This window comes from Amycolatopsis roodepoortensis, assembly GCF_014873915.1.
Taxonomy (GTDB): domain Bacteria; phylum Actinomycetota; class Actinomycetes; order Mycobacteriales; family Pseudonocardiaceae; genus Amycolatopsis; species Amycolatopsis roodepoortensis.
The window spans coordinates 1,063,259-1,089,173 of the sequence record NZ_JADBEJ010000008.1 but is presented as its reverse complement, the minus strand read 5'-3'; the positions used below and the strand labels follow the sequence as shown (position 1 = coordinate 1,089,173).

The 25,915-nt window shown below is 70.0% G+C and carries 26 protein-coding genes; 9 read left to right on the top strand and 17 right to left on the bottom strand.

Translation table 11 applies throughout. The features are described from left to right. Positions 1–7: 7 nt before the first annotated feature. Positions 8–1,051 (top strand): serine/threonine-protein kinase, encoded by a 1,044-nt coding sequence (locus H4W30_RS43020; RefSeq protein ID WP_192747880.1) that lies wholly within the window; start codon positions 8–10, stop codon positions 1,049–1,051. A gap of 51 nt (positions 1,052–1,102) precedes the next feature. Here H4W30_RS43020 and H4W30_RS43015 read toward each other — a convergent pair whose 3' ends face one another. Then, entirely contained in the window at positions 1,103–1,771 is a 669-nt protein-coding gene (locus H4W30_RS43015; protein WP_192747879.1) for an alpha/beta hydrolase, read from the bottom strand. A gap of 62 nt (positions 1,772–1,833) precedes the next feature. Continuing rightward, positions 1,834–2,766, bottom strand: coding sequence for a LysR family transcriptional regulator (locus H4W30_RS43010; RefSeq protein WP_126736635.1), 933 nt, complete (start codon positions 2,764–2,766; stop codon positions 1,834–1,836). Positions 2,767–2,866: 100 nt separating this feature from the next. On the opposite strand from H4W30_RS43010, the gene H4W30_RS43005 reads away from it, so the two are divergent. Beyond that, positions 2,867–3,808 carry a DMT family transporter gene (locus H4W30_RS43005; protein ID WP_192747878.1) on the top strand — a complete coding sequence of 314 codons (942 nt, stop codon included), beginning with the start codon at positions 2,867–2,869 and terminating at the stop codon, positions 3,806–3,808. Positions 3,809–3,866: 58 nt separating this feature from the next. Here H4W30_RS43005 and H4W30_RS43000 read toward each other — a convergent pair whose 3' ends face one another. From H4W30_RS43000 to H4W30_RS42990, 3 genes are read right to left on the bottom strand one after another with little or no spacing between them, the layout of a single operon-like run. Continuing rightward, positions 3,867–4,250, bottom strand: a complete 384-nt coding sequence (locus tag H4W30_RS43000) for a DUF4345 family protein (RefSeq protein WP_192747877.1) — start codon at positions 4,248–4,250, stop codon at positions 3,867–3,869. After that, complete coding sequence (locus H4W30_RS42995) at positions 4,251–4,958, bottom strand: response regulator (RefSeq protein ID WP_085939730.1); 708 nt, start codon at positions 4,956–4,958, stop codon at positions 4,251–4,253. 7 nt (positions 4,959–4,965) lie between these two features. Next, a complete protein-coding gene (locus H4W30_RS42990) occupies positions 4,966–6,321 on the bottom strand; it encodes an ATP-binding protein (protein WP_192747876.1) in 1,356 nt (451 codons plus the stop codon). 110 nt (positions 6,322–6,431) lie between these two features. Here H4W30_RS42990 and H4W30_RS42985 point away from each other — a divergent pair, with 110 nt between their 5' ends. Together H4W30_RS42985 and H4W30_RS42980 are read left to right on the top strand one after the other, a co-directional pair. After that, on the top strand, positions 6,432–7,703 hold the full coding sequence (locus H4W30_RS42985) for a PspC domain-containing protein (protein WP_192747875.1): 1,272 nt from the start codon (positions 6,432–6,434) through the stop codon (positions 7,701–7,703). Beyond that, a complete protein-coding gene (locus tag H4W30_RS42980; protein ID WP_126736629.1) occupies positions 7,696–7,929 on the top strand; it encodes a hypothetical protein in 234 nt (77 codons plus the stop codon). Before H4W30_RS42985 ends, H4W30_RS42980 begins: the two co-directional genes overlap by 8 nt. Before the next feature lie 292 nt (positions 7,930–8,221). On the opposite strand, the gene guaA is transcribed toward H4W30_RS42980, so the two are convergent. After that, entirely contained in the window at positions 8,222–9,778 is a 1,557-nt protein-coding gene (gene guaA / locus H4W30_RS42975) for a glutamine-hydrolyzing GMP synthase (RefSeq protein WP_016331177.1), read from the bottom strand. A 125-nt stretch (positions 9,779–9,903) separates the two neighbouring features. Between guaA and H4W30_RS42970 the strand changes: the two genes are divergently transcribed. Beyond that, entirely contained in the window at positions 9,904–10,449 is a 546-nt protein-coding gene (locus tag H4W30_RS42970; protein ID WP_192747873.1) for a DinB family protein, read from the top strand. Between the two features lie 58 nt (positions 10,450–10,507). Beyond that, positions 10,508–11,953: an aldehyde dehydrogenase family protein gene (locus tag H4W30_RS42965; RefSeq protein WP_192747872.1), complete on the top strand. Its 1,446-nt coding sequence runs from the start codon at positions 10,508–10,510 to the stop codon at positions 11,951–11,953. On the opposite strand, the gene H4W30_RS42960 is transcribed toward H4W30_RS42965, so the two are convergent. Genes H4W30_RS42960 through H4W30_RS42945 form a run of 4 tightly spaced genes read right to left on the bottom strand, consistent with a single transcriptional unit; the run spans position 11,950 to position 16,277 of the window. Beyond that, positions 11,950–13,386 (bottom strand): FAD-binding oxidoreductase, encoded by a 1,437-nt coding sequence (locus H4W30_RS42960; RefSeq protein ID WP_225950845.1) that lies wholly within the window; start codon positions 13,384–13,386, stop codon positions 11,950–11,952. The two genes, H4W30_RS42965 and H4W30_RS42960, sit on opposite strands and share 4 nt — an antisense overlap. A gap of 37 nt (positions 13,387–13,423) precedes the next feature. Further along, a complete protein-coding gene (locus tag H4W30_RS42955; protein ID WP_126736626.1) occupies positions 13,424–14,218 on the bottom strand; it encodes an ABC transporter ATP-binding protein in 795 nt (264 codons plus the stop codon). Continuing rightward, on the bottom strand, positions 14,215–15,273 hold the full coding sequence (locus H4W30_RS42950; protein WP_192747871.1) for a FecCD family ABC transporter permease: 1,059 nt from the start codon (positions 15,271–15,273) through the stop codon (positions 14,215–14,217). The genes H4W30_RS42955 and H4W30_RS42950 overlap by 4 nt, the downstream gene beginning before the upstream one ends. After that, positions 15,270–16,277: a FecCD family ABC transporter permease gene (locus H4W30_RS42945; protein ID WP_225950844.1), complete on the bottom strand. Its 1,008-nt coding sequence runs from the start codon at positions 16,275–16,277 to the stop codon at positions 15,270–15,272. The genes H4W30_RS42950 and H4W30_RS42945 overlap by 4 nt, the downstream gene beginning before the upstream one ends. Before the next feature lie 53 nt (positions 16,278–16,330). On the opposite strand from H4W30_RS42945, the gene H4W30_RS42940 reads away from it, so the two are divergent. Further along, complete coding sequence (locus H4W30_RS42940) at positions 16,331–17,314, top strand: ABC transporter substrate-binding protein (RefSeq protein WP_192747870.1); 984 nt, start codon at positions 16,331–16,333, stop codon at positions 17,312–17,314. A gap of 19 nt (positions 17,315–17,333) precedes the next feature. Here the strand turns inward: H4W30_RS42940 and H4W30_RS42935 are convergent, their stop codons facing one another. Next, positions 17,334–18,056 carry a maleylpyruvate isomerase N-terminal domain-containing protein gene (locus H4W30_RS42935; RefSeq protein ID WP_192747869.1) on the bottom strand — a complete coding sequence of 241 codons (723 nt, stop codon included), beginning with the start codon at positions 18,054–18,056 and terminating at the stop codon, positions 17,334–17,336. 9 nt (positions 18,057–18,065) lie between these two features. Next, positions 18,066–19,772, bottom strand: a complete 1,707-nt coding sequence (locus H4W30_RS42930) for a GMC oxidoreductase (RefSeq protein WP_192747868.1) — start codon at positions 19,770–19,772, stop codon at positions 18,066–18,068. 102 nt (positions 19,773–19,874) lie between these two features. Here H4W30_RS42930 and H4W30_RS42925 point away from each other — a divergent pair, with 102 nt between their 5' ends. Continuing rightward, positions 19,875–20,270, top strand: coding sequence for a hypothetical protein (locus tag H4W30_RS42925; protein WP_318780779.1), 396 nt, complete (start codon positions 19,875–19,877; stop codon positions 20,268–20,270). A gap of 120 nt (positions 20,271–20,390) precedes the next feature. Here the strand turns inward: H4W30_RS42925 and H4W30_RS42920 are convergent, their stop codons facing one another. The 3 genes from H4W30_RS42920 to guaB all read right to left on the bottom strand — a co-directional run bounded on the left by H4W30_RS42920 (position 20,391) and on the right by guaB (position 23,738). Further along, a complete protein-coding gene (locus tag H4W30_RS42920; protein ID WP_126736622.1) occupies positions 20,391–21,524 on the bottom strand; it encodes a GuaB3 family IMP dehydrogenase-related protein in 1,134 nt (377 codons plus the stop codon). A gap of 150 nt (positions 21,525–21,674) precedes the next feature. After that, positions 21,675–22,145, bottom strand: coding sequence for a DUF3574 domain-containing protein (locus H4W30_RS42915; protein WP_192747867.1), 471 nt, complete (start codon positions 22,143–22,145; stop codon positions 21,675–21,677). 81 nt (positions 22,146–22,226) lie between these two features. Next, positions 22,227–23,738 carry an IMP dehydrogenase gene (gene guaB / locus H4W30_RS42910; RefSeq protein WP_126736620.1) on the bottom strand — a complete coding sequence of 504 codons (1,512 nt, stop codon included), beginning with the start codon at positions 23,736–23,738 and terminating at the stop codon, positions 22,227–22,229. 123 nt (positions 23,739–23,861) lie between these two features. Here guaB and H4W30_RS42905 point away from each other — a divergent pair, with 123 nt between their 5' ends. Next, complete coding sequence (locus H4W30_RS42905; protein WP_005166667.1) at positions 23,862–24,248, top strand: DUF5319 domain-containing protein; 387 nt, start codon at positions 23,862–23,864, stop codon at positions 24,246–24,248. Positions 24,249–24,358: 110 nt separating this feature from the next. On the opposite strand, the gene H4W30_RS42900 is transcribed toward H4W30_RS42905, so the two are convergent. Then, the gene (locus tag H4W30_RS42900) at positions 24,359–25,303 is read right to left on the bottom strand and encodes an anti-sigma-D factor RsdA (protein ID WP_192747866.1); all 945 of its coding nucleotides are present in this window, start codon (positions 25,301–25,303) and stop codon (positions 24,359–24,361) included. Continuing rightward, the gene (locus tag H4W30_RS42895) at positions 25,304–25,876 is read right to left on the bottom strand and encodes a sigma-70 family RNA polymerase sigma factor (RefSeq protein ID WP_026467317.1); all 573 of its coding nucleotides are present in this window, start codon (positions 25,874–25,876) and stop codon (positions 25,304–25,306) included. Positions 25,877–25,915 lie beyond the last annotated feature (39 nt).

Genomic DNA, 25,915 nt, shown 5'->3' with positions numbered 1-25,915 from the left:
GCTGCAATTGAGTTCTGAAGGTTCCATCGTCGGCGGCCGGTACCGCCTGGACCAGCCCATCGGGCGCGGCCGGGCGGGCATCGTGTGGCTGGCGTTCGACACACGCCTGCTCCGCACCGTCGCGATGAAGCGCATGTACCTGCCGGTCGGCCTGCCGCCGGACCGGGCGGAGCAGGCCAAGGCCGTCGTCGTCCAAGAAGGCAAGGACGCGGCCAAGTTCGAGCACGCCACCGCCATCAAGGTGTACGACGTGCTGCCCGACGGGCCGGACGTGTGGCTGGTGATGGAGTACATCCCGTCCCGTGGGATGGCGACCTTCCTCGCCGAGCACGGCAGGCTGACCGCGGAACAGGCCGCCGGGCTGGGCATCGTCCTCGGCCGCGCGCTGGCCGCGATGCACGAGGCCGGGGTGGTGCACCGGACCGTCGAGCCGGGCACGGTCCTGCTGGCCGACGACGGCGGCGTGAAGCTCACCGACATCGGCATCACCGGTGGTGGCCCGAGCCCCGCGTACCGGGCGCCCGAGGTGGCGCGCGGCGAACCGGCGACTTCGGCGTCCGACGTGTTCTCGCTGGGCGCGACGCTGTACACGGCCGTCGAGGGGGTGCCGCCGTTCGGTGAAGACGGCGAATCCTCGGAACGGCCGCCGCAGACCGCCGGACCGCTGGCGGGCGCGCTGCGCAAGATGTTGCGGGCGGAGCCGGACGCGCGGCCGACGATGGCCGACACGGTGCGCTCGCTGAACGCGATCACGGAGGGGCGGCAAACGGCGTTCATCCCGCCGACCGCGCCCGCCATGCCGACGGTTCCGGCCTCGATGCCGATGCCCGTCCAGCAGGCACCGCAGCAGCCGATGCAGCAGTTCCCGCAGCACCAGCCGCAGCAGTATCAGCCGCCGCAGCCGCAATACGCGCCGCCGACCCAGCAGTACGCGCCCGCCGCGCCGGTGGCCGCGAAGTCGCCCGACACCCGGAAGTGGCTGATCACGGCCGGTGCCGTGGTGGCGGCGATCCTCATCGGTGTGCTGTTCGCGGAACTGTTCCTGATCTGACCAGCCAGGCTCCGCCTGTCCGTTGAGGGTGGTGGCGGGGCGGGGTCCGGGCTAGAGCCGCTCGAGGACCAGAGTCGCCAGCTCGACCGGACGGCTGAGATACGGGCTGTGGCTCGCCCGCCAGGTCACCGTCGTGTCGCAGCGCGCGGCGCAGTGAGCCACGAGTTCGGGGGCGAGGGTCCGGTCTTCGGTGCAGGCGATGTACGTGCTCGGGGTGTCCTTCCACGCCGAACCCTCCGGCGACTCGTCGAAGATCGTGACGGGTTCCGGGCGCAGCAACGCCGTCGCCCGCTCGGCGACGGCGTCCGTGCAGTCGGCGTACATGGCCTCGCGGACGGCGGCCAGGTCGAGATGGGTCAGGCCCTTGTCGTCGAAGGTCAAGGGCACCTGGGCGGGTTCGCGACCGGTTTCCTCCTTGATCCGCTCGATCCAGTACTGAGCGGTTTCCCCCGGCTCGCTGACGATCGCGGCCAGATAGACGAGGTGCGAAATCCCCTGAAGCCCGCCGGCGGTGAGCCCGCCGAAGGAGTGCGCGAGCACCACCGGTGGTTCGGCCGCCCGGTCGACGAGTTCCTGGACGGTCCGGGTGGTTTCGGCGATCGGACGCCCGCCGAGGTCGGGGACGGTGACGTCGGCGCCTTCCCGGCGCAGGCGTCCGGCGACGTCGTCGAAATGGGCGGGTTGGTGCCAAGAGCCGTGCAGGACGATCAGGGGACGCACCGGGGTCCTTTCGCTGGCGGGTTCCCTGCCAGGTTGTCGACCGCCGGCGCGGCTGATCAAGCTCAGCCGGTTTTCGTGCCCACTCGGCCAGTCCCGCTTACCTGTCCGGCCCCTTCGCGGATCGCGCCGAGGAACCGGCGCACGGCGGGGTGTTCCCTGGCGTGCGCGGCCACGGCGGCGTGGATGGACCGCACCGGATCCGGGCGGCGGACCTTGCGGATGGCGACGCCGGGGTGCGGGGCGCCGAGACCGAGCTCCGGGATCAGCGCGACACCGAGACCGGCGGCCACGAACCCTTGCGCCGTCTGGTAATCCTCGGATTCGACGACGTGGTTCGGGGCGAATCCGGCCGCGCCGCAGGCGTCGAGCAGGATGTCGCGGCAGGCGCCGGGAAGGCCGTCCACGCCGACCCACGGATCTTCCGCGAGTTCGCCGAGATCGAGGACGCGTTTGCGGGCGAGCCGGTGGTTCTTCGGCAGGATCGCGCGGTACGGGTCGTCGAGGAGGTGGACGTACTCGACCCCCTTGATCCGGGGAGTACTGCTGGGAAGCACGATCATCGCGACGTCGGCCTTGCCCGACTCGATCTCGGGCATCGAATCGTCGGGCTCGACCAGTTTCAGGTCGAGGCGGACACCGGGGAACTCCCGGCGCAGGGCGGCGACGGCCAAGGGCACCAACGAGGCGCCGGCCGTGGCGAAGTAGCGGATCGCGAGCCTGCCCGTGCGGCCTTCCTTGAGTTCGGTGAGCGCGGCTTCGGCCTTCGCGAGCTGGGTGCTCAGCGTTTCTGCGTGTTCGGACAGCAGCGAACCGGCGGGCGTCGGCCGCACGCCGCGGCCGACGCGCTCGAGCAGTTCGACGCCCGCTTCCCTTTCCAGGGTGGACAATTGCTGGCTGATCGCGGAAGGTGTGTAGCCGAGATTCCGGGCGGCGGCGGTGATCGAACCACTGCTGATCACGGCTCGGAGGACCTGCATGCGGCGGACGTCCAGCATGCCCCGATCTTACAGTTCTTCTTAAGGCTTCCTGCAGTTATTTTCGCTTGTCCTTACGCGTCGGCGCGGCGAAGCTGGGCCGGGCACTTAAGGAGGACTGGTGGGCGAGACGAAGACCCTGCTGCGGATCGGCGCGCTGGCGCTCATGTGGGGATCGAGTTTCTTCTGGATCAAACTGGGGCTCGACGCGTTCACGCCGGTGCAGCTGGTGCTGGCGCGGGTGGCGCTCGGCGCGGCGGTGCTGATCGGGCTCTGCTACCTCGGCCGGGACCGGTTGCCGTCGGGGCGGCGGATCTGGGGACATCTGGCCGTCGCGGCGTTCTTCCACAACGCGCTGCCGTTCCTGCTGTTCGCGTGGGGTGAGCTGACCGTCGACTCCGGGATCACCGGGGTGCTGAACTCGACCACGCCGTTGTGGGTGCTGCTGGCCGCTCCGATGATGGGCTCGCGGACGAAGATGACCGCGGTGCGGGTCACCGGGCTCGTCGTCGGGCTCGTCGGGATCCTGCTGATCTTCGCGCCGTGGGAGGCCTCCGGCCTGCTGAGCTGGGGCGCGCTGGCGTGCCTCGCGGCGGCCGCGAGCTACGGTTTCGCCTTCGTCTACGAGGGCAAGTACCTCACCGGCACCGGCGACTCGCCGATGTCACTGGCCGGCGGCCAGATGCTGCTGGCGACCGGGTTCCTGCTGCTCGCGATGCCGATGGGCGGTTTCGAACCGGTGCACCTGAGCACCGGCGCGGTCGTCGCGGTCGTGATCCTGGGGATCGGGTCGACCGGGATCGCGTTCGCGCTGAACTATCAGCTCCTCGCGAGCGAGGGCGCCGTCGCGGCGTCGATCGTCGGCTACCTGCTGCCGGTGGTTTCGGTGCTGCTGGGAGCGGTGTTCCTGGCCGAGCCGCTGAACCTGCGGGTGATCGCCGGGATGGTCGTCGTGCTGGGTGGGGTCGCGCTGACCCGGCTGCGCCCGCGGGAGCAAGGGACCTTTGCTACCACTCCGCAGGTCGAGCGCCCTTTGGCCGCCGCCGGGGACGCCGCGCCGTGACCTGCGTTTAGCGGGCTAAACGCGATGCGGTGGGGCCTGGGGGCTCGCCGGATCGCGTTTAGCCCGCTAAAGGCGACGCGACCGCGAGGACGAGCAGAGTGGCGAGAACGAGCTCGACCCAGAAGTAGAGCCAGCTCGGATAGAACCGCTCGGGCCGCTCCGCGAACCGCGCGACCAGCCGCCCGAAGGCCATCCCGGCGAGCGCGACGGCCACCGCGATCGCGACACCCCGCTGGATCCCGCCGACGTCGAAAGCCGCGAACCCGAGCAGCACCGCGACAGCCACACCGAAGCCGCCGTACACCGCGCGCACCTCGGTTCGCGCCGTCGCCGACTCCAGCGAAATACCGAACGGCCGGATCAGCCGCTTCGGCGCGACGAGCCCGAGCAGCCCCATGCCCAGGAAGAACACGGCCACCAGGCCGATGAGAACAGCCGCCACCTAGACGAGACGCCGGTCGGAAGCCCAGCGCGAAAGCTCGTACCGGTTCGAAAGCTGCGTCTTCCGCAGCACGCTCGACACGTGGGTCTCGACGGTCTTCACCGAGATGAACAGCTCCGACGCGATCTCCTTGTACGCGTACCCGCGCGCGAGCAGCCGCAGCACGTCGCGCTCGCGCGGGGTCAGCAGGTCGAGATCCGGGTCGCTGATCGGCGCGGAACCCGGCCGGTCGGCGAACGCGTCGAGCACGAACCCGGCCAGCCGCGGCGAGAACACCGCGTCCCCGTCCGAGACCCGCACGACGGCGCGGACGAGCTCCTTCGACGAGATCGTCTTCGTGACGTACCCCCGCGCCCCCGCGCGGATCACGGCGATCACGTCTTCCGCGGCGTCGGAGACCGACAGCGCGAGGAACACGACGTCCGGCAGTTCCGGCCGGACCCGGCGCAGCACCTCGGCGCCGCCGCCGTCCGGCATGTGCACGTCGAGCAGCACGACCTGCGGTTTGGTCCGGGCGATACCCGCGACCGCTTCGGCGACCGAGCCCGCCTCGCCGACCACGCGGACGTCGTCGGTGATCGAGTCCAGTTCGGTGCGCACACCCGCGCGGAAGAGCGCGTGGTCGTCGACGAGGAAGACCTTGACCGGCTCCCGCGTCTGCTGGTTCTCCGTCACGATGCTCCCTCGCTCGCCCTGTCCCGTGAGCATAGCGACCTCACGCCGCGCCCTTCCCCGCCTTGACCGGCATCTCCAGCTGGACCTCGGTCCCTTCACCCGGTGCGGTACGAAGCTTGAGCTTCCCGCCGTGCCGCTCCATCCGCCCCCGGATGGAATCGGCGAGCCCGTGCCGATCGCTCGGCACGACGTCGGGGTCGAACCCCTTCCCCCGGTCGCGCACGAAGACCGTCACCGCGGTCGGCTCGACCTCGGCGTACACGCTGACCTCGTCGACACCCGCGTGCTTGGCGGCGTTGACGATCGCTTCGCGCGCCGCCTGGACCAACGCGGTCAGCGGCTCGTTCAGCGTGGCCTCCCCCACGACGACCTGCTGCACCGAGATCGCGAACGCGTCCTCGACCTCGCCGCACGCGGCAGCGAGCACTTCGGACAGCTGGCCGCTGACGGCCTCGTCCTCGGTCTTCTTGTTCTTGCCGTACCCCGACGGCCCGTACAGCCAGCCCCGCAGCTCACGTTCCTGACCGCGCGCGAGCCTCGCGACCTCGCGGGGCGAATCCGCCTGCTTCTGGATCAGCGCGAGGGTCTGGAGGACCGAGTCGTGCAGGTGCGCGGCGATCTCGGCGCGTTCGTCGGTGCGGATGCGGGCCATGCGCTCGTCGGACAGGTCACGGACCAGGCGCAGCCAGAACGGGACGGTCAGCACGGCCACCCCGAACAGCGTCGCGATCACGGCGACCAGCGCGAACTTGACCTGGTCGATGCTGCCGCTCTCCAGCACGACGACGCCGATCCCGGTCATCACCAGCGCGACGCCGGCGACCACGCGGATCGCGGCCGACCAGCCACCGCCGCCGAGGAACGCCGTGGCGACACCGCCCTTGGCACCGAGGCGCCAGCGGCGGCGTTGCGACTCGTCGGCCTCACGCCAGACGACGGCCGCGCCGATCATCGCCAGTGCCAGCGGGATGGCGACCCAGCCGCTGATCAGGCCGGTCAGCGTGCCGCTGGCGACGGCGAGGCCGACCCCCAGCGCCATCAGGCCGAACGCCTGCTGCTTCTCCTTCGGCGCGGACTTCTCCGGCTCGACTTCACCGGATTGCTGCTGGACGAACACCCAGAGCAGGCCGTAGGCGAGCAGGCCGACGCCGTTCAGCGCGGCCAGCAACGCGAACGCCGTCCGGACCCAGAGCACCTTGACGCCGAGGTGATCGGCGAGACCGCCGGCGACACCCGCGATGGCGCGGCCGGAACGGCGGCGGTACATCTTGGGCGGCTCGAACGGTGCCGGGGACAGGCTGCCGGGAACGGGCACCGGAGGGCGCTCGATGATCGTCGGCTTCACCTGCTCGGCGAGGTCGTTGGGGGCGGATTCCTGCACGTTCTCCATGGTCACATGCCACGGGGTACCGATCCATCGGGGAAACCCCTGACTCTTCCCGCTGGGGGAAACCTCAGGGACGTTCCCGGATGTGGTGGGGCCCGGCGGGGCGCATTCTTTGTGGCATGAGTGGGAGTGAGACACAGGTTCCGAAGCGCGGCCCCGCGGCCGGCTTCGAGGAGACCGTCAAGGATTTCTGGCGGAGCAGGCCGGTCCGTCCGGTGGCCGGCCGCAAGTTCGCCGGCGTCGCCGCGGGTATCGGCTACCGGTACGGCATCGACCCGACCGTGGTCCGGGTCGCGCTGGTCGCGGCGACCGTGTTCGGCGGTTTCGGCGTCTTCGTCTATCTGCTGGGCTGGCTGTTCCTGCCGCAGGAGGGCGACCCCGTTTCCGCGTTCGAGAGCCTGATCGGCCGTGGGCGCGCGTCGAGCTCGCCGGCGTTCGCGGTGCTGCTGCTGCTTCTGCTTTTCCCCGGGCTCACCTGGACCCTGAGCGGCGGCTGGATGGCCGACGGCACCGGGCTGATCGGGTTCGCGCTGATGGCCGTCGCGCTGTATCTGCTGCACCGCAACCGCGGGCAGTTCAACCGGCCGACGATGCCCGCACCGGTGTATCCGACGGCCGCGTTCTCCATGGCATCGGCGTCAGCGGCCTCCACCTCGACGGCGACCGAGGGCGGCTGGGACCCGCTCGCGGCGGACCCGTCCGCTTGGGATCTGCCGAATGCTTCGCCATCCGGCGGGCTGCCGCCGCAGACTCCTCCGCCGTCTCCCGCGCCGCCCGCGCCCCGCGGTCGTAAGTCGAAGATCGGTGTCGCGACCTTCGGGATCGCCGTGCTGGTCGCCGGGGTCGGCACCGTCCTGGGACTGGACGGCGAAGCGTGGTTCACTCCGCAACACGTCGTCGGGCTCACCCTGGGTGTGATCGGTATCGGGCTGGTGGCCGGTTCGTTCGTCCGGGGCGGCCGCGGGCTGATCGGGCTCGCGGTGCCGCTCGCGATCGTCGGGATGGCGCTGACCACGGTCCCGTTCGAGAACTTCTCGGTGAAGGGCGGCGTCGGCGACCTGACGGCGACGCCCGTCCAGGCGTCCGAGGTGCTCCCGGAGTACCACCGGTCGGCGGGGAACATCGACGTCGACCTGACCAAGCTGCCCGCCGGCGCGTCGGTGAGCACGAAGGTCTCGAACGGGGCGGGCAACTCGACGGTGCTCGTGCCGGCGGGCGCCGAAGTGAAGGTCTCCTGCGAGACGGGCGCTGGCGACATCGACTGCCTAGGCCAGTCGCGCTCGGGGGTCGGCGAGGAGGTCGTCGACTTCACGTCGCCGGGCACCAATGGACAGAAGATCACCGTGAAGGTCGAGAACGGTGTCGGGAACGTGGAGGTGCGCCGTGGCTGAGTACGACTACGACAACGCGCAGGCCCAGTCGTCGCAGCCCGCCAAGCGAGGGGTGGACGTCTTCACCCTGATCTTCGGGATCGCGACGCTGCTGGTGTCGGGGTACGTCCTCTCGGACGGCGCCTCGTGGCTCCCGCAGTTCGACTTCCGGTGGGTCATGGCGGGTGGGGCGATCTTCGTCGGCGTCATGCTGCTCGCGGCTTCGCTGCGCAAGAGCCGCCGCTAGCGGCGCCGCTTCACGCTCCACCCCACTCCGAAGGCCCCGGCCCCTCGCCGGGGCCTTCGCCTTGCTCCCACCTGCGCCCGGACCTGCGTTTAGCGGGCTAATCGCGATCCGGGCCGCTCCAGATGCCCCGGCCGCCGACCTGCGTTTAGCGGGCTAAACGCGATCCGGGTCGCGCCGGGTGCCCCCAGAACCCAGAGCGCGTTTAGCGGGCTAAACGCGATCCGGTCGCCTGGGTGCCCAGAGGCGGCAGATCGCGATTAGCCCGCTAAACGCAGGTCCGAGCCGGGAGCGGTCACTCCCACTCGATGGTGCCCGGCGGCTTGGACGTGACGTCCAGGACCACCCGGTTCACCTCGGCGACCTCGTTGGTGATCCGGGTCGAGATCCGCTCCAGCACCTCGTACGGCAGCCGCGTCCAGTCCGCGGTCATCGCGTCCTCGGACGACACCGGCCGCAGCACGATCGGGTGCCCATAGGTCCGCCCGTCGCCCTGGACCCCGACACTGCGGACGTCGGCCAGCAGCACCACCGGACACTGCCAGATCTCGCCGTCCAGCCCGGCCGCGGTGAGTTCCTCACGCGCGATGGCGTCGGCCGCGCGCAGCGTCTCGAGCCGCTCGGCGTCGACGGCGCCGATGATCCGGATCCCGAGCCCCGGACCGGGGAACGGCTGCCGCTGCACGATCGTCTCCGGCAGCCCGAGCTCCAGCCCGACGCGCCGCACCTCGTCCTTGAACAGCAGGCGCAGCGGCTCGACGAGCTCGAACTGCAGGTCGTCGGGCAGGCCGCCGACGTTGTGGTGGCTCTTGATGTTCGCCGCGCCCTCGCCGCCGCCGGACTCGACGACGTCCGGGTACAGCGTGCCCTGTACCAGGAACTTGTAGTCGCCCTCGGCCTTGAGGTCGCGCTCGGCCTGCTCGAACACGCGGATGAACTCGCGGCCGATGATCTTCCGCTTCTCCTCCGGGTCGGTGACCCCGGCCAGCGCGTCGAGGAACCGATCCCGCGCGTCGACGGTCACCAGGTTCACCCCGGTGGCGGCGACGAAATCGCGCTCGACCTGGGTGCGCTCGCCGGAACGCAACAGACCGTGGTCGACGAACACGCAGGTCAGCCGGTCACCGATGGCCCGCTGGACCAGCGCGGCGGCCACGGCGGAGTCGACCCCGCCGGAGAGCCCGCAGATCGCCCGGCCGTCGCCGACCTGCTCGGCGATGCGCTTGACCTGGTCGTCGACGATGGACGACGTCGTCCACTGCGGCTTGATGCCCGCGATGTCGTGCAGGAAGCGGCGGAGCACCTCCTGGCCGTGCGGCGAGTGGTGCACCTCCGGGTGGTACTGGACGCCGGCGAAGCGGCGTTCGACGTCTTCGAACCCGGCGACGGCGGCGCCGTCACTCGAAGCGGTCACGGTGGCGCCCTCGGGAGCCTTGGTGACGCTGTCGTTGTGGCTCATCCACGCGGGCTGGTTGCTCGGGAGACCGGCGTGCAGCACGCCGCCTTCACCGGCGACGCGGACCTCGGTGCGGCCGAACTCGCGGATCCCGGTCGGCTCGACCGTCCCGCCGAGGGCCTGCGCGAGCACCTGGTGGCCGTAGCAGATGCCGAGGATCGGCACGCCCGCGTCGACCAGCCCGGGGGCGAGAGCCGGGGCGTTCTCCGCGTACACGCTGGAAGGACCACCGGAAAGAATGATCGCGGCGGGGTCCTTGGCGAGGATGTCCTCGGCGGTGGCGGTGTGCGGGACGACCTCGGAGTAGACCTGCGCCTCACGCACGCGCCGCGCGATCAGTTGCGCGTACTGCGCCCCGAAGTCCACGACGAGTACCGGACCGGTGGGACTTGGCACCTGAAACCTCCAGATCAGAGCAGTACGCTTCCCCACCATCGTCCCAGGTGGGCCGGGCCACCTCGTCGCCAACCCCCTCACGATTCAGGGCAGCGGATGACCGCGAGGCGTCCTACCGTCCGGACATGGACATCGACTGGAGCAAGGAACTCTCCGAACAGCTCGACTGGCACTGGACGCGGCATCTCCGGCCCCGGCTGGACGACCTCATCGACGACGAATACCTCTGGGAACCCGTCGAGGATTGCTGGAGCATCCGGCGGGACGAGAGCGGCAAGCCGACGATCGACTGGGCGTATCCGGAGCCATCGCCGCCGCCCGTGACGACGATCGCCTGGCGCCTCGCCCACATCATCGTCGGCGTCTTCGCGATGCGGAACGCGTCGCACTTCGGCGGTCCGCCCGCCGACTACCAGACCTTCCCCTACGCGGCCTCCGCCGAAGAAGCACTGAAGCAACTCGACGACGCCTACGCGCACTGGCGTGACGGCGTCCGCGGCCTCACCGCCGAAGACCTCCAGCGCCCCTGCGGCGAGGCCGAAGGCCCGTACGCGGAGTACCCGCTCGCGACCCTCGTCCTCCACATCAACCGGGAGGCCATCCACCACGGCGCCGAGGTCCTCCTCCTGCGCGACCTCTTTCGCTCACGCCCACGGCCGGATCGCGTTTAGCGGGCTAAACGCGATGCTCGAGGTGCTCGTCAAGCCCTGCCTCGAATACCTTGTCTCCATGGACATGATCACCCCGGAGCCGCGCCCCGCCTGGATCGCCGGACGCCCCGAGCAGGGCGCTTCGACGATCACCGTGCACCACCCCTACGACGGCAGCGAAGTCGCCACCGTCGCGGTGCCCGGCCCGGAGCAGGTCGAACGAGCGGTGAGCGCGGCGGCGAGCGTCGCGAAGGAGTTCCGCCGGTCGTCGGCGCACAGCCGCGCCGCGGCGCTCGACCATGTTTCGCGGGTCATCGCCGGCCGGACCGAGGAGATCGCCGAGGTCATCACCGCCGAGAACGGCAAGCCGCTCAAGTGGGCCGAGGCGGAGGTCCGGCGAGCGGTGTCGGTGTTCCGGATCGCGGCCGAAGAGGCCCGCCGGTTCAGCGGCGACCTGCAGCGCCTGGACACCGATCCGGCGGGCGAAGGCAGGCTGGCCCTCACCCGCCGGATCCCGCGCGGACCGGTGCTCGGCATCGCGCCGTTCAACTTCCCGCTGAACCTGGTGGCGCACAAGGTCGCGCCGTCGCTCGCGGTCGGCGCGCCGATCATCGTCAAACCCGCGCCGCGCACGCCGCTGGCCGCGCTGATCCTCGGCGAGATCCTGGCCGAGACGGACCTGCCCGAAGGCGCGTTCTCGGTGCTGCCGCTCGGCAACGACGAGACGTCGGCGCTGGTCGCCGATCCCCGGCTGCCGGTCGTTTCGTTCACCGGCTCGGGTCCGGTCGGCTGGTCGATCGCGGACGCCGCGCCACGCAAGCACGTCGTGCTCGAACTCGGCGGCAACGCGGCCGCCGTCGTGCTCCGCGACTGGCCGGATCCGGAAGGCGCCGCGGAACGCATCGCGACCTTCGGCAACTACCAGGCCGGACAGTCCTGCATCGCCGTGCAGCGGGTCATCGTCGAACGTGAGGTCGCCGAGGAATTCGTGCCCGCACTGGTGGAAGCCGTGCGGGCACAGCGAACCGGAGACCCGTACGACAAGAACACCGACGTGGGCCCGGTCGTCGACGAGGCCGCGGCGGAGCGGATCGTCGCCTGGATCGACGAGGCCGTCGCCGCCGGCGCGAAGATCCTCACCGGCGGCAAACGGGACGGCGCGACGGTCGAGCCGACCGTGCTCACCGACGTGCCACCGTCCACAAAGGCCTGGGCCGAGGAGATCTTCGGCCCGGTGCTCGCCGTGTCCATTGTGGACGGCGTGGACGAGGCTTTCGCTTCGGTCAACGAATCCGCGTACGGCTTGCAGGCCGGGGTGTTCACCCGCGACGTGCATCTCGCCTTCTACGCGTCGACGGAACTCGAAGTCGGCGGCGTGATCATCGGCGACGTCCCGAGCTACCGAGCGGACCAGATGCCTTACGGCGGCGTCAAGGGATCGGGCGTCGGCAGGGAAGGCGTCCTCGCCGCGATGCAAGACTTGACCGAGGAACGGGTCACCGTCTTCACCGGCATCGACCTCTAGTCCCGGGTGACGGCCTGCGCGAACCCGAACACCTTGTCCGGGTCGTAGGTCTTCGCCACCTGCTTGAGGCGCGCGACGTTGCCGCCGTAGTAGGCCGTCATCCAGTCGGGCAGGGCGGGGTCGATGTAGTTGACGTAGCCCCCGCCCAGCCCGAGACCCGACACCACCTCCGCGACGGATTTCGTTGCCGCGGAACGATTGCTCACGTCCGCCTGACTGTAGATCTGCACGCTCCCGATCGCCTTCCGGTGCCAGAACGCGGTGGCGTCCGGGGCGATATCGGCGACGGCGCCGCCGAGACCGTCGACCAGCAGGTCCATTCCTTGCCTGCCCTTGAGGACTGACGTCAGTTTCGCGGGCTCCACCGGTTCTTCGAGTATCCGCGATGAGGCCACAAAGGACTGACGGTTCTCACTGCCGGAGAAGTACTTCATGGCACCGAGGTAGTCGAGCTGCTTGACCGTCCGCGTTCCACCGACCTGGTCGAGAAGCCTGCCCAGCGAAGCGGAATCGCCGACGTAGCAACCGGAAATGCGCACACCGACCGTCGATCCGCCGGACAGCACGACATTCGCCCACAGCTCGGGCGGCGCTTCGGGAAGCCAACGCTGCCATTCGGCTACGACGTCGTTCGCGCTGCCCGCCGGGAACCGCAAGGAGAACACCGAAACGGCCGAGGGCGCCGGATCGGTACGGAAGGTGAACGAGGTGACGACACCGAAGTTGCCGCCTCCCCCGCCGCGCAGCGCCCAGAACAGTTCCGGCTCGGAATCCGCCGACGCCGTCCGCAGTTTCCCGTCCGCCGTGACGACCTGCGCGGACACCAGATGGTCACAGGTGAGCCCGTATTTCCGCGCGAGCACACCGATTCCGCCGCCGAGCGTCAGCCCGGCGATCCCGACGCTGGGACAGGAACCCGCGGGCAGGCAACGGCCCGCCCCGCCGAGCGCCGCGTAGACGTCCTTCAGCTTCGCGCCCGCGCCGATCACGACCTGTTCACCTTGGACGTCCACTGAGGACATTCCACCGAGGTCGATCATCAATCCCCCGTCGGGAACCGAGTATCCGGCGTAGCTGTGCCCACCACTGCGCGCGGCGATGGGAACCCGTCTCGCCGCGATGGAAACAGCCGCCTGCACATCCTCGGGCTTGGCGCATTTCGCGATCGCGGCGGGCTTGAACCCGTCGAAGGCAGGATTGAACACGCGTTTGGCGCTGTCGTAGCCGGAATCCCCCGGCAAGAGCAGGGAAACCTTGTTCCGCAACGCCGCCCAGTCCGGCGGGCCGGACGGCGGCGTGACGTCGGTGCTCGGCGGCAACGACGTTCCCGGAGCGGAGCTGGGCGCCTGGGCCGGAGGCGCGGCGGAACACGCCGTCGCGGCCAACCCGGCCGCCGTCGCACCGGCGAGTTTGAGGAACGCCCTTCTTTCCATGCCTGTTAGACGCCCAGCCGACGGGCAGGTTGCGGCCTTACCCCCGAAGGTGTGCGCTCACCGGCACGACCAGGGGCGTACCGGACACCGGATCCGCCATGACCTTCGCGGTCAGGCCGAAGATCTCCTCGAGAAGCGGCTCGGTGAGCACCTCGGCGGGCGGGCCCTGCGCGACGATCCGGCCGCCGCGCATGGCGACCAGCTTGTCGGCGTAGCGGGCGGCGAGATTCAGATCGTGCAGCACCATCACCACGGTGGTGCCACGTTCTTCGTGCAGCCGGTACACCAGGTCCAGCACGTCGATCTGGTGCGCCAGGTCGAGATACGTGATCGGCTCGTCCAGCAGGAGCAGGCCGGTCTCCTGCGCCAGCGTCATCGAGATCCACGCCCGCTGCCGCTGCCCGCCGGAAAGCTGGTCGACGACCCGGCCGGCGTGCTCTTCCATCCCGGTCAGCCGCAGCGCCCGCTCGATCGCCTCGTCGTCGGAGGAAGACCACTGCCGGTACCAGCTTTGATGCGGATGCCGCCCCCGCCGGACCAGATCGGAGACGGTCAGCCCCTCGGGCGCGGACGGGGTCTGCGGCAGCAGGCCGATGATCTTGGCGACCTCGCGGGTCGGCAGCTTGTCGATGCGCTCGCCGTCGAGCAGCACCGCGCCCTGCCGTGGCTTGAGCAAGCGCGCCAGCGCGCGCAGCAGGGTCGACTTGCCGCAGCCGTTGGGGCCGATGATCGCGGTGACGGTCCCGTCGAGGACGTCGAGGTCCAGCCCGGTCACGACGGGCGTTTCGCCGTAGCCGAGTTCCAATTCCCGGGCACGCAGTCTGGCGTTCACGCGCGCTCCTCCTTACGGCTGCGGATGAACAGGAAGATCAGATACGGCGCCCCGAGGATCGCCGTCAGCACCCCGACCGGGAGCCCGGACAGGCCCGGCGTCACCCGGACGACGAAATCCGCGCCGACGGTCAGCAGGGCGCCGAGGACCATCGAGCCGAACAACGGCGGCTGCGCGGAGCGGACCAGCCTCAAGGCGATCTGCGGGGTGGCCAGCGCGACGAAGGTGATCGGGCCCGCGGCCGCGGTGGCGACGGCGGCCAAGGCCGCACCGAGCAGCAGCAGGGTCGCGCGGGCGGCGTCGACCCGGATACCCAGGCCGCGCGCGGTGTCGTCGCCGAACTGCAGGCCGCCGATGGTGTGCCCGGCGACCAGGGTGATCGGCGCGAGGACGGCCAGCGCCAGTAGGACCGGAGCGACCGATTCCCAGCCGACGTCGGCGAGGCTGCCCACGATCCACGTCGTCGCCCGCGCGGCGTTGTCGACGTCTCCGATGGTCAGCATCCAGTACACGAGGTTGTAGCCGACGGCCGAAAGCGCGATGCCGATCAGCACGAGCCGGTAGCCGTCGATCCCGCGCCGCCACGAAAGCGCGTACAGCAGGATTCCCGCGATCACGCCGCCCGCCAGCCCGGCGAGCGGGACGCCCAGCGTGCTCGCCAGGCCGCTGACCTGGCCGCCGGTACCGCCCGCGACGATCACGCCGACCGCGCCGACGCCCGCACCCCAGGTGATGCCGAGGATGTCCGGGCTGGCCAGCGGGTTCCTGGCGATGGTCTGGAACAGCGCGCCGGACAGCCCGAGGGCGGCGCCGACGCCGATCGCGGTCAAGGTACGCGGCATCCGCAGGTCGAAGATGATCCCGCGTTCCCGCGCGGTACCGCCGCCGAACAGCGTCTTCAAAACGTCGCCGACGCCGATGTGGGAGGTGCCGATACCGATGTTCAGCGCCGCGACCAGCACCAGCGCGACCGCCGCGAAGAGCACGACGGCGAGCGTCCTCGGCCGGACGGTCCAGGCCGCCGGGCCGAGTGAGATCACCTTGGGAGCCGTCATATCCGTGCCAGGCCCTTCTTGCGGACGAGGTGGACGAACACCGGCACGCCGAGCACCGCCAGCATGATGCCGACCTCCAGGTTGTCCGAGGCGACGACGCGGCCGAGCAGGTCCGCCGCCAGCAGCAGGATCGCGCCGAGCACGGCGGAGAACGGCACCAGCCACCGGTAGTCGGGTCCGCTGATGGCCCGCGCGAAATGCGGGACCAGCAGGCCGAGGAACGCGATCGGGCCGCAGGCGGCGACGGCCGCGCCGGTCAGCAGCGTGATCGCGGCGACCCCGAGCAGCCGCGTCCGGCCGACCCGCCGTCCGAGCGCGACGGCGACGTCGTCACCGAGCGCGAGCGTGTTCATGCCAGGGGTGTTGATCACCGCGAGGAGCAGGCCCGCGGCCACGAACGGGGCGATCTGGCCGATCATCGCGGGATCCCGGCCGGCGATCGAGCCGACGTGCCAGAACCGGTAGGTCTCCATCCCGCGGTCGTCGCCGAGCACGATCGCGGAGATGACGCCGTTGAGCAGGGCGCTCACCGCGGCTCCGGCCAGTGCGAGCGTCACCGGTGTGGCGCCGCGGCCACCGACCGCGCCGAGCAGGAAGACGACCGCGCTCGCGATCAGCGCGCCCGCGAAGCCGAACCAGATGAACGCGTACAGGTCGTCGATGCCCAGCACGACGACGGCGAGCACCACCGCGAACGCCGCGCCTTGGGTGACGCCGAGCAGGCCGGGGTCCGCGAGCGGGTTACGGGTGTGGCCCTGCATGAGCGCACCGGCCGCGCCGAGCGCGAGCCCCGCGAGGACACCGAGCAACGTGCGCGGCACCCGCAGCGAACGGACGATCAGGTGATCCGGCACACCCGCGGGATGGAAGATCGCGTCCCACACGACACCCAAAGGAATCGAACGCGCACCGAGGGCGATGCTCGCGACGCAGATCACAGCCAGAAGGGTGACCAGCAGGGCGCCCGCTGTCGCCTTTCCAACACGAACTTCCACTGTGGACATCCGCCATCCTATGCTCCGGTTAGGAAAGCCTAACCGCACAGAAAGAGTGACCCATGACCCCACCCCGGCGCGCAGTCCTCACCCTCGCCGTGACCGCCTGCCTGGCACTCTCCGCATGCGGTGGCGCAGAACAGGAATCCGCCTCCACCGGCACCGGCCAAAGTGGATTCCCGCGGACCATCGAACACGTGATGGGGTCGACCACGATCGACAAGCAGCCCACCACCGTCGCGGCGCTCGACTCCAGCTACGTCGACGCGGCACTGGCGCTCGAAACGAAGGTCGTGGCGTACACGAAGTACCGCAACTACGACAAGCTGCCGGACTACCTGGGCGACGACCGCAAGTTCGCCGAGGGCGCCAAGGAGATCGGCGCGCTCGAAAGCCCGGACATCGAGAAGCTGTACGACATCAAGCCGGAGCTGATCGTGTCCGCGAAGGTGCGGCACGAGAAGTTCTACGCGGAGTTCAGCAAGGTCGCACCCACGGTGTTCAGCCAGACCACCGGGGCCACGTGGAAGGACAACGTCCGGATGCTCGGCAAGGCGCTGGGCAAGGAAGCCTTGGCGGAGCAGAAGATCAAGTCCTACGAGGAGCGCGCCCGCAAGGTCGGCGACGCGGTCAAGGCGAAGCTCGGCAAGCCGGTGACGGCCTCCGTGGTCCGTTTCATCGAAGGGGAGCCGACGGTGCGGCTCTACAGCACCGCGTCGTTCCCCGGGAGCGTGATGGCCGACGCCGGGATCCAGCGCCCCGCCGGCCAGCCGGACAACAAGGCGAAGATCTCCAACGACCTGAGCCAGGAAGAGATCGGGAAGCTCGACGCCGAGGCGATCTTCATCGCCAGCTACACCGACGAGACCAAGCAGGCCGAAAACCCCATGACGAAGTTCCAGTCGAACCCGCTTTGGGGAACCCTCAAGGGAAAGAAGATCGACGTCAACGACACCACCTGGTTCACCTCGGTGAGCCTCCAGGGTGCGCACGCCATGCTCGACGACATCGCCAAGCAGTTCGGCGTGGACTCGTTCCGCGCCTAGTCCTTTGTGGACCGTGCCGTCACAGCCAATGCGGCAGCGGCGGCGCGGTGCCGTCCAAAGTGGATCCATCGCTACGGCCGGTGATCCACGCCAGGACGTCGCCCGGGGAGCCGGTCAGCTTGACCGGCTCTCCGGTGCCCATCCGCCACTCGTGACGGGTCCCGTCTGCGCCGACGGCGACCAGCAGGACGGCGGGCAGTTCGCCGCCGTACATGCCGATGGCGTTGCCGACGACGATCTCGAACTCGGCGCCGAGCAGCTCGGCGACGCGGGCGAAGTCGTAGCCGAGATCGAGGTCGGCCAGGTGGATCGCGGTCTCCGAGAGGCGGAGCCAGAGCACGAACTCGGCCGGGATCTCGCGACCCTGCCGGGCGCGCACGCGGACCTGCCACGCGTCGTCCGGCATGGTCGACGCGACTTCGACGAACCGTGCCGCGGACGCGACGACATCTTCGGCGATCTCCCCGGCGGACCGGTACGCACCCCTCTCGATGTCGTCGTCCCGCGCCGCCTCACCGGCGTACATCGGGGTCTCGACCCCCGACTTCGCCCAGGTGAGGAGGTTGACCAGGCCGTCGGCGTTGCGCGCGAGGTGGGACAGCAGATGCGCCCGCGTCCAGCCGGGCAAACCGCTCGGGGCGTGCACGGCCTCCTCGTCGAGCCCGCGCGCCAGCCGCGCCCATTCCTCGTGCAGGGCGCGGACGCGGTTCAGCAGGACGTGTGCGCGTTCGGAGGCTGTCACCTCCTCAACTTAGCGCCGAAGCGCCGCCGGCGCGTCCGCCGGAACCGCGGGGTTCTTCGGGGCGATCGGCTCGAGGCGCGCGTACGGCGAGTCCTGCGGCGGCCTGCTGTCCTGTTCACCCTTGTTGGGCCAGAACGAGAAGGCCCGCTCGGCCTGCGCGGTGATGGTCAGCGAGGGGTTGACGCCGAGGTTCGCCGTGATCGCCGAGCCATCCACAATGGACAGACCGGGGTAGTTGAAGACGCGGTGGTACGGGTCGATCACGCCGTTGTCGGGCGCCGTGCCGATCGGGGCGCCGCCGATGAAATGCGCCGTCAGCGGGATGTCGAAGATCTCGCCCCAGGTGCCGCCCGCCATGCCGCCGATCCGCTCGGCGGTGCGGAGGTTGGCTTCGTGCCCGGCGGGGATGAAGCTCGGGTTCGGCTCGCCGTGGCCCTGTTTGGACGTGTACTTGCGGCGGCCGAAGAGCCCGCGTTTGGTGTACGTGGTGATGGAGTTGTCGAGGCTCTGCATCACCAGCAGGATCACGGTCCGCTCGCTCCAGCGGTAGCCGTTGAGCAGCTTCACGGTCTGGACCGGGTGCTTGAACATGAAGTTCACGGCCTGGCGCCAGCGCGGGACCGCCGAATCGCCTTCGGTGGCGATGGTCTGGAGCAGGCTCATCGCGTTGCTGCCCTTGCCGTAGCGGACGGGCTCGATATGCGTGTTCTCGTCGGGGTGGATCGACGACGTGATCGCGACGCCGCGGCTGAAGTTCCGCTCCTCGTCGACCGAGGTCCGGGCGGCGCCGATGATGGCCTCGGAGTTGGTGCGGGTCAGCTCGCCGAGACGCGGTGAGAGCTTCGGCAGCTTGGCGGTGTCGCGCATGCTGTGAAGCAGGTTCTGCGTACCCCACGTGCCGGCGGCGAGCACCACCTGCGCGGCCGTCAGCTTGTGCCGGAACCTGCGCGAGGTGGTCCCGGTCTTCTTGATGCTCACCTCGTACCCACCTGCGTTTAGCGGGCTAATCGCGCTCACGGTGGTGAGCGGGATGACCTTCGCGCCGTCCTTCTCCGCGAGGTAGAGGTAGTTCTTGACCAGCGTGTTCTTGGCCCCGACGCGGCAGCCGGTCATGCAGGCGCCGCATTCGGTGCAGCCGGTGCGCGCCGGGCCCGCGCCGCCGAAGTACGGGTCCTCCGCGCGCTCCCCCGGCTTGCCGAAGTACACGCCGACGGGCGTGGGGTGGAACGAGTCCGCCACGCCCATGTCCTCGGCAACGCCTTTCATGACCACGTCCGACGGCGTGACGCTCGGGTTGGTGACCACGCCCAGCATGCGGCTGGCCTGGTCGTAGTGCGGGCCGAGCTCGGACTCCCAGTCGGTGATGTGGGACCACTGCGGGTCGACGTAGAACGGCTTCAGCGGGCGGTACAGCGTGTTCGCGTAGACCAGCGAGCCGCCACCGACGCCCGCGCCGGCGAGCACCATGACGTCCTTGAGCATGTGGATGCGCTGGATGCCGAAGCAGCCGACCTGCGGCGCCCAGACGTAGCGGCGAAGGTCCCAGGACGTCTTCGCGAACTCGTCGTCGGCGAAGCGGCGGCCCGCCTCGATGACGGCGACGCGGTAGCCCTTCTCGGTCAGGCGCAGGGCGGCGACACTGCCGCCGAACCCGGAGCCGACGACGATCACGTCGTAGTCGAAGTCGTCTTCAGTGGTGGTGTTACTCGCAGTCACACCCTCGACTGTAACCCCGGCCACCCCTTCTGACCAGAGGTAAGTTACTGGCCGGTTACCTTCCAGCCGGATGTACGAACGCGGCTGGGGCATCATCGACCGGTGGATACGGATGCCCTGGTGGCGATCGACCTGACGCGTGACGAGCGCACGGTACTGCGCTGTGGCCTGGCGGAATGGGGTGGACCGGCCGCGTGCACCGACGAGCTCGCCGTCGCGATGGGCTTCGAGGACGTGCCCGATCTCTTCGAACAGGCGCGAAGGTTGCGCGCGGCGTTGGCCGACGAAGAACCGCTGCGCGCCTCGGACTGGCGCAAGACCCTCGTCGCGACCGAGATCGTGTTCGCCAGCGACGTCTTCGGCTCCGGGATGGACTGGTCGACCACCACGGGCTTCGCGGACGACGAAACCCTCCCGATCCTGCGCGACCTCCAGCGGAAGATCGCCCGCGCCCTCGGCTCGGCGCACTATCGCCCCCGGCCGCCGGAGCGCCTTTAGCGGGCTAAACGCGACACAGGAGAGACGCATGGGGCGGATGGGGCGGATGTGACTCCTGAGACACCAAACGGCCCGGATCGCGTTTAGCGGGCTAAACGCGATCCGGGCCGGGAGCGAGCGTCAGCGGCGGACGGTCAGGCCCACCCGCTGGAACTCCTTCAGGTCCGAGTAGCCCGTCTTCGCCATCGCGCGGCGAAGCGCGCCGAAGAGGTTCACGACGCCCTCTGCGTCCGAGGACGGCCCGAACAGCAGGGTCTTCAGGTCGACGGCGTAGTCCGGCCCCAGCGCCACGCGCGAACGCGGCAGCGACGGGTGCGCGGCCGCCGACGTCCAGTAGAGCCCCTGCCCCGGCGCCTCGGACGACGCGGCCAGCGGCGCGCCCAGCATGACCGCGTCGGCACCGCAGGCGATGGCCTTCGCGATGTCGCCGGACGTGCTCATCCCGCCGTCGGCGAGCACGTGGACGTACCGGCCACCGGTCTCGTCGAGGTAGTCACGCCGCGCGGCCGCGGCGTCGACGATCGCGGTCGCCATCGGCGTCCCAATCCCCAGCACGCTGTCGGTGCTCGTCACACCGCGGCTGGCCCCGTGCCCGACGATGACGCCGGCCGCGCCGGTGCGCATCAGGTGCATCGCGGTGCGGTAGTCGCTGACGCCGCCCGCGATCACCGGGACGTCGAGCCGTCCGATGAAGTCCTTCAGGTCCAGCGGCTCGGCGTCCCGCTGGACGTGCTCGGCCGAGATGATCGTGCCCTGCACGACGAGGATCTCGACGCCCGCCGCGAGCAGGTCCGGCGTCAGCTCCGCGGCGTGCTGCGGGCTGACCCGCGCGGCCACGGTGACCCCGGACTCGCGGACGGTCTTGATCGCCTCGGTCAGCAGGTCCAGCCGGATCGGGGCGGAGTGCAGTTCCTGCAGCTCACGCACGATCGCGGTCGGGTCCTCGGTGTCCTCGGCCGCCCGGACGAGGCGGAAGATCGCGTCCTCGACGTTCGGGTGCCGCGCCCACAGCCCTTCGGCGTTGAGGACGCCCAGTCCGCCGAGCTCGCCGACGGCCACCGCGGTTCCCGGCGACACGATCGCGTCGGTGGGGTGCGTGACCAGCGGCAGTTCGAACCGGTACGCGTCGATCTGCCAGGCGGTGGACACGACCGAAGACGACCGGGTGCGCCGCGACGGCACGATCTCCACGTCATCGAGGTCATACGCCCGCCGCGCGGTGCGGCCCATGCCGATCTCGACCAGATCCCGCACGTCAAGTCCCTTCTCACCGACGACCGTTACACCCCATTGTCGCTAGGCCGCGTGGGTGACCTGCGCACGGGGCACCCGAACCGGGCCGGAAGTCACACCAGCCCCGTTCGCCCCACCTGTTTCGCGTTTAGCCCGCTAAAGGCGCTCCGGTCAGAAAGAGACCTTCTCCACGGAGTCGGTCCGGAGGACGGATTCCTGCGCGAAGGCCTTCTTGTAGTCGGTCCGGATCTCTTCGATCTCGCGGTTCGCGTCGCGGTCGCTGAACGGGTACACGACGACGATCACCTTCGATTTCTCTCGCGAGATGACGCCGTCCGAACCGCGCCACTGGCCGCGTCCGGTCAGCTCGGTGAACCCGTCCGGAAACCTCGGCGTGACGACCTTGTCGGTGAACGCGGTGAACTCGGCGTCGGTCAGCTCGCCGCCGCCCGGCTTCGTCGTCCCGAAGTACAGCTCGGTGCGCTTCCACAGCTCACCCGGTGAGGCCTGAAGAGCGGCGGTTTCGGGTGCGGAAGGCGCGGCGGAAGCGGTGGGGACGGCGGAAGCCGCCACTCCGCCGCCGAGCCCGAGGGCAGCGGCGGCGAAGACGGCGAGCGCGGTCCGGCGCGAGGTGAAAGACATCGGGTTCCTCCCAGGAGACTTGATCAGCGGGCCAAGTCTCCCGGGAACGGAACCGGATGGGTAAGTGTCCTAAGGGGCGGACTAACGGGTGGTGTAGTTCGGCGCCTCGACGGTCATCGTGATGTCGTGCGGGTGGCTCTCCTTGAGCCCGGCCGCGGTGATCCGCACCAGCTGCGCCTCCTGCAGCTCGGGGATCGTCGACGCGCCCGCGTAGCCCATCCCCGACCGCAGCCCGCCCACCAACTGGTGGACGACGTTCGCCAGCGGTCCGCGGAACGGGATCCGGCCCTCGATGCCCTCGGGGACCAGCTTGTCTTCGCTCAGCACGTCGTCCTGGGCGTAGCGGTCCTTCGAGTAGGACTTCGCCTGCCCGCGCGACTGCATGGCGCCCAGCGAGCCCATACCGCGGTAGGTCTTGAACTGCTTGCCGTTGACCAGGATCAGGTCGCCGGGCGATTCGGCGGTGCCCGCGAGCAGGCTGCCCAGCATCACCGTGGACGCGCCGGACGCGATCGCCTTCGCGATGTCGCCCGAGTACTGGATACCGCCGTCGCCGATCACCGGGATCCCGGCCGGACGCGCGGCCTGGTCGGCCTCGTAGATCGCGGAGATCTGCGGCACGCCGACACCGGCGACGATACGGGTGGTGCAGATCGAGCCGGGGCCGACACCGACCTTGATCCCGTCCGCGCCCGCGTCCACCAGCGCCTGCGCGCCGGCCCGGGTCGCGACGTTGCCGCCGACGATGTCGACGGTGTCGCCCAGTTCCTTCTTCAGCAGCGCGACGGTCTCGACGACGGCGCGGGAGTGCCCGTGCGCGGTGTCGACCATCAGCACGTCCACGCCGGCGTCGGCCAGCGCCATCGCGCGCTTGTGCCCGTCCGGGCCGACGCCGACGGCGGCACCGACGATCAGTCGGCCGTTGGTGTCCTTGGAGGCGTTGGGGTACTGCTCGGTCTTGACGAAGTCCTTGACCGTGATCAGCCCGCGCAGCTTGCCCGCGCCGTCGACGATCGGCAGCTTCTCGATCTTGTGGCGGCGCAGCAGCCCGAGCGCGGCCTCCGCGGTGACGCCGACCTGCGCGGTGACCAGCGGCGGCTTCGTCATCACCTCGTGCACCGCGCGGGTGTGGTCGACCTCGAACCGCATGTCGCGGTTGGTGATGATGCCGACCAGCGTCCCCGCGGCGTCCGTGACCGGCACACCGGAGATCCGGAACCGCGCGCACAGGGCGTCGACCTCGGCGAGGGTGTCCTCGGGCGAGCACGTGACCGGGTCGGTCACCATGCCCGCTTCGGAGCGCTTCACGACCTCGACGGCGGCCGCCTGGTCGTCGATCGGGAGGTTGCGCTGCAGCACGCCCATCCCGCCCTGGCGCGCCATCGCGATGGCCATCCGGCCTTCGGTGACGGTGTCCATGGCGGCGGAGACCAGCGGGATGTTCAGGGTGACGTTGCGGGAGAGCCGGGTGCGGGTGCTGACCGCACTGGGCACCACATCGGACTCGGCCGGCAGCAGCAGCACGTCGTCGAAGGTCAGCCCGAGCATGGCGAACTTGCTCGGGACGGGGGCGGTGACGCTGTCGCTGGTCATAGCAGGCGAAGGGCCTTCCTAGCGGTGATGTACGTGTCGCTGTGGCGACGCGAGGGCCTGCCCCTCATGATATCCGGGCCGGGCGGCCGCCCGGCCCGGGTGGGCGCCCGGTAGCGTGCAGGCGTGCCGCAAGATGCGTTGCCCCCAGACCCGTTCGCGGATGACCCGGACGACCCGGCCCGCGCGTTCATCGACGACGCCGACCGGCTCGACGAGCCGATCAGCGACGAAGAACGCACCGAGTTGCTGGCCGATCTCTCCGATCTCGCCGTCTACCAGGCGCTCCTCGAACCGCGCGGGGTGCGCGGGATCGTGGTCGACTGCGGTGAATGCGACGAACCCCACTACCACGACTGGCATCTGCTGCGCGCCAGTCTCGAGCAGCTGCTCGCCGACGGCCGCATGCGGCCGCACGAGCCCGCGTTCGACCCGAACCCCGGGGACTACGTGAGCTGGGACTACTGCCGCGGCTTCGCGGACGGTGTCACGGCCAACGAAAGCGCCTACTGATCGCGTTTAGCCCGCTAAAGGCGATCGCCTTTAGCGGGCTAAACGCGATTTGAGACAGCGAAGGGCCTGGTGAGAGAGATCTCACCAGGCCCTTCGGCGTTCGCGGGGTGTTACTGCGTCGTCTCGACCGCGCCGGGAGCCTGCGCTCCGGCGCCGGGCGACGGCTCGTTACGCGAGCCACCGGGGTCGTTGCCCGAGGCCGGCGGCGTCGTGGACGTCGTGGGCGGTGGCGGCTCGCTGGTCGTGGTCGGCGGAGTCGGCGAGGGGGTCGTGGTGCCCGGCAGACTCGTGCCAGGGTTGCCGCCTCCGGGCAGCGACGTCGGCGAAGGGGTCGGCTGCGGAGTGGGCTGCGGTGTGGTCGCGACCGGCGTCTGCGTCGGCTGCTGCTGATCCGGCGGCAAGGGCTGCACGGGGTTCTGCAGCTGAGCACTCAACTGGCGGTGCTGTTCGAGCAGTTGGTCACGGTTCTCTTCGTCGGTCACCTGGCTCAGCGCGGCCTGGGCTTCGTCGAGCGCCTTGCGGGCATCGTCGAGGCGCCCGCCGGCGAGCGCGAGGTTGGCCTTCTCGAGATCGAGTTTGGCCGCCGCGGCGGCCTCGACCGACCGGGCGTGGTCGGCGTAAAGCACCTTGGTCAGGCCCCAGAGCGTGTCACCAGGCTGCGCGTCCTTCGCGGCGAGACCGGTACCGGCGAAGGCGATGGCCAGGACGGCCGCGGCGGCGGCCACCGGGACCAGCAGCCGGCGTCTTCCCCCGTGTTTGCGGGCGAGTGCGGCGGTCTTCACGGTGACGACGGCGGTGTCGACGTCGACGAGTTCCGCGAGCGGCTCGCTGTCGATGTCACGCCGCCAGGCCAGCAGCAGCGCGTTGAGCTCTTGATCGCCGAGGTCGTCGGCCATCTTCGGATCCGAGCCACCGAGAGCGTCGAGCAGCGCGTCGTCGGCCTGGACGGCCGACAGATCAGCTGCGAACTCGGCTTCCGAGGGCGTCAGCCCTCTTTCGAAGGCCGTCAGTTCACGATCGGTCCCAGGGGAGAACCGATGGTCGCGATCGGTCACTCAGATCACCTCCTCAGCGGCCAGAACCTTACGTAGGCGCGCGAGGGCGCGATGCTGGGCCACCCGGACGGCGCCGGGGGTGGACCCCACGGCCTCTGCCGTCTCCTCGGCGGACAATCCCACGACAACCCGCAGGACCACGATCTCACGCTGTTTGTCGGGAAGAACGCGCAGCAGCTGCGACATGCGCTCGTTCAGCTCGCCTTGCAGGGCACGCTGCTCGGGACCGACGCCGCCCTCGACCTCGTCGGGGACTTCGGCGACCGGCTCGGCGCGGTTGCGGGCCGCGGCGCGATGCGCGTCGGCCACCTTGTGCTGGGCGATCCCGTAGACGAAGGCCAGGAACGGGCGGCCCTGATCACGGTACGAAGGCAATGCCGTGAGCACCGCGAGACACACCTCCTGAGCAACGTCGTCTGCGGAAGCGAACGAACGCTCCTGCCTGCCAACCCGAGCGCGGCAGTACCGCACTACCAAAGGACGGATGGCCGCCAGCAACCGCTCGACCGCTTGAGGATCACCCTCAACAGCAGCGGCGACCGGCTCATCCAGTCCGTCCCCCACATTGGCCATCGCAGACAACAGTCCCAGTGTTACGTATAGGCGTGCAAA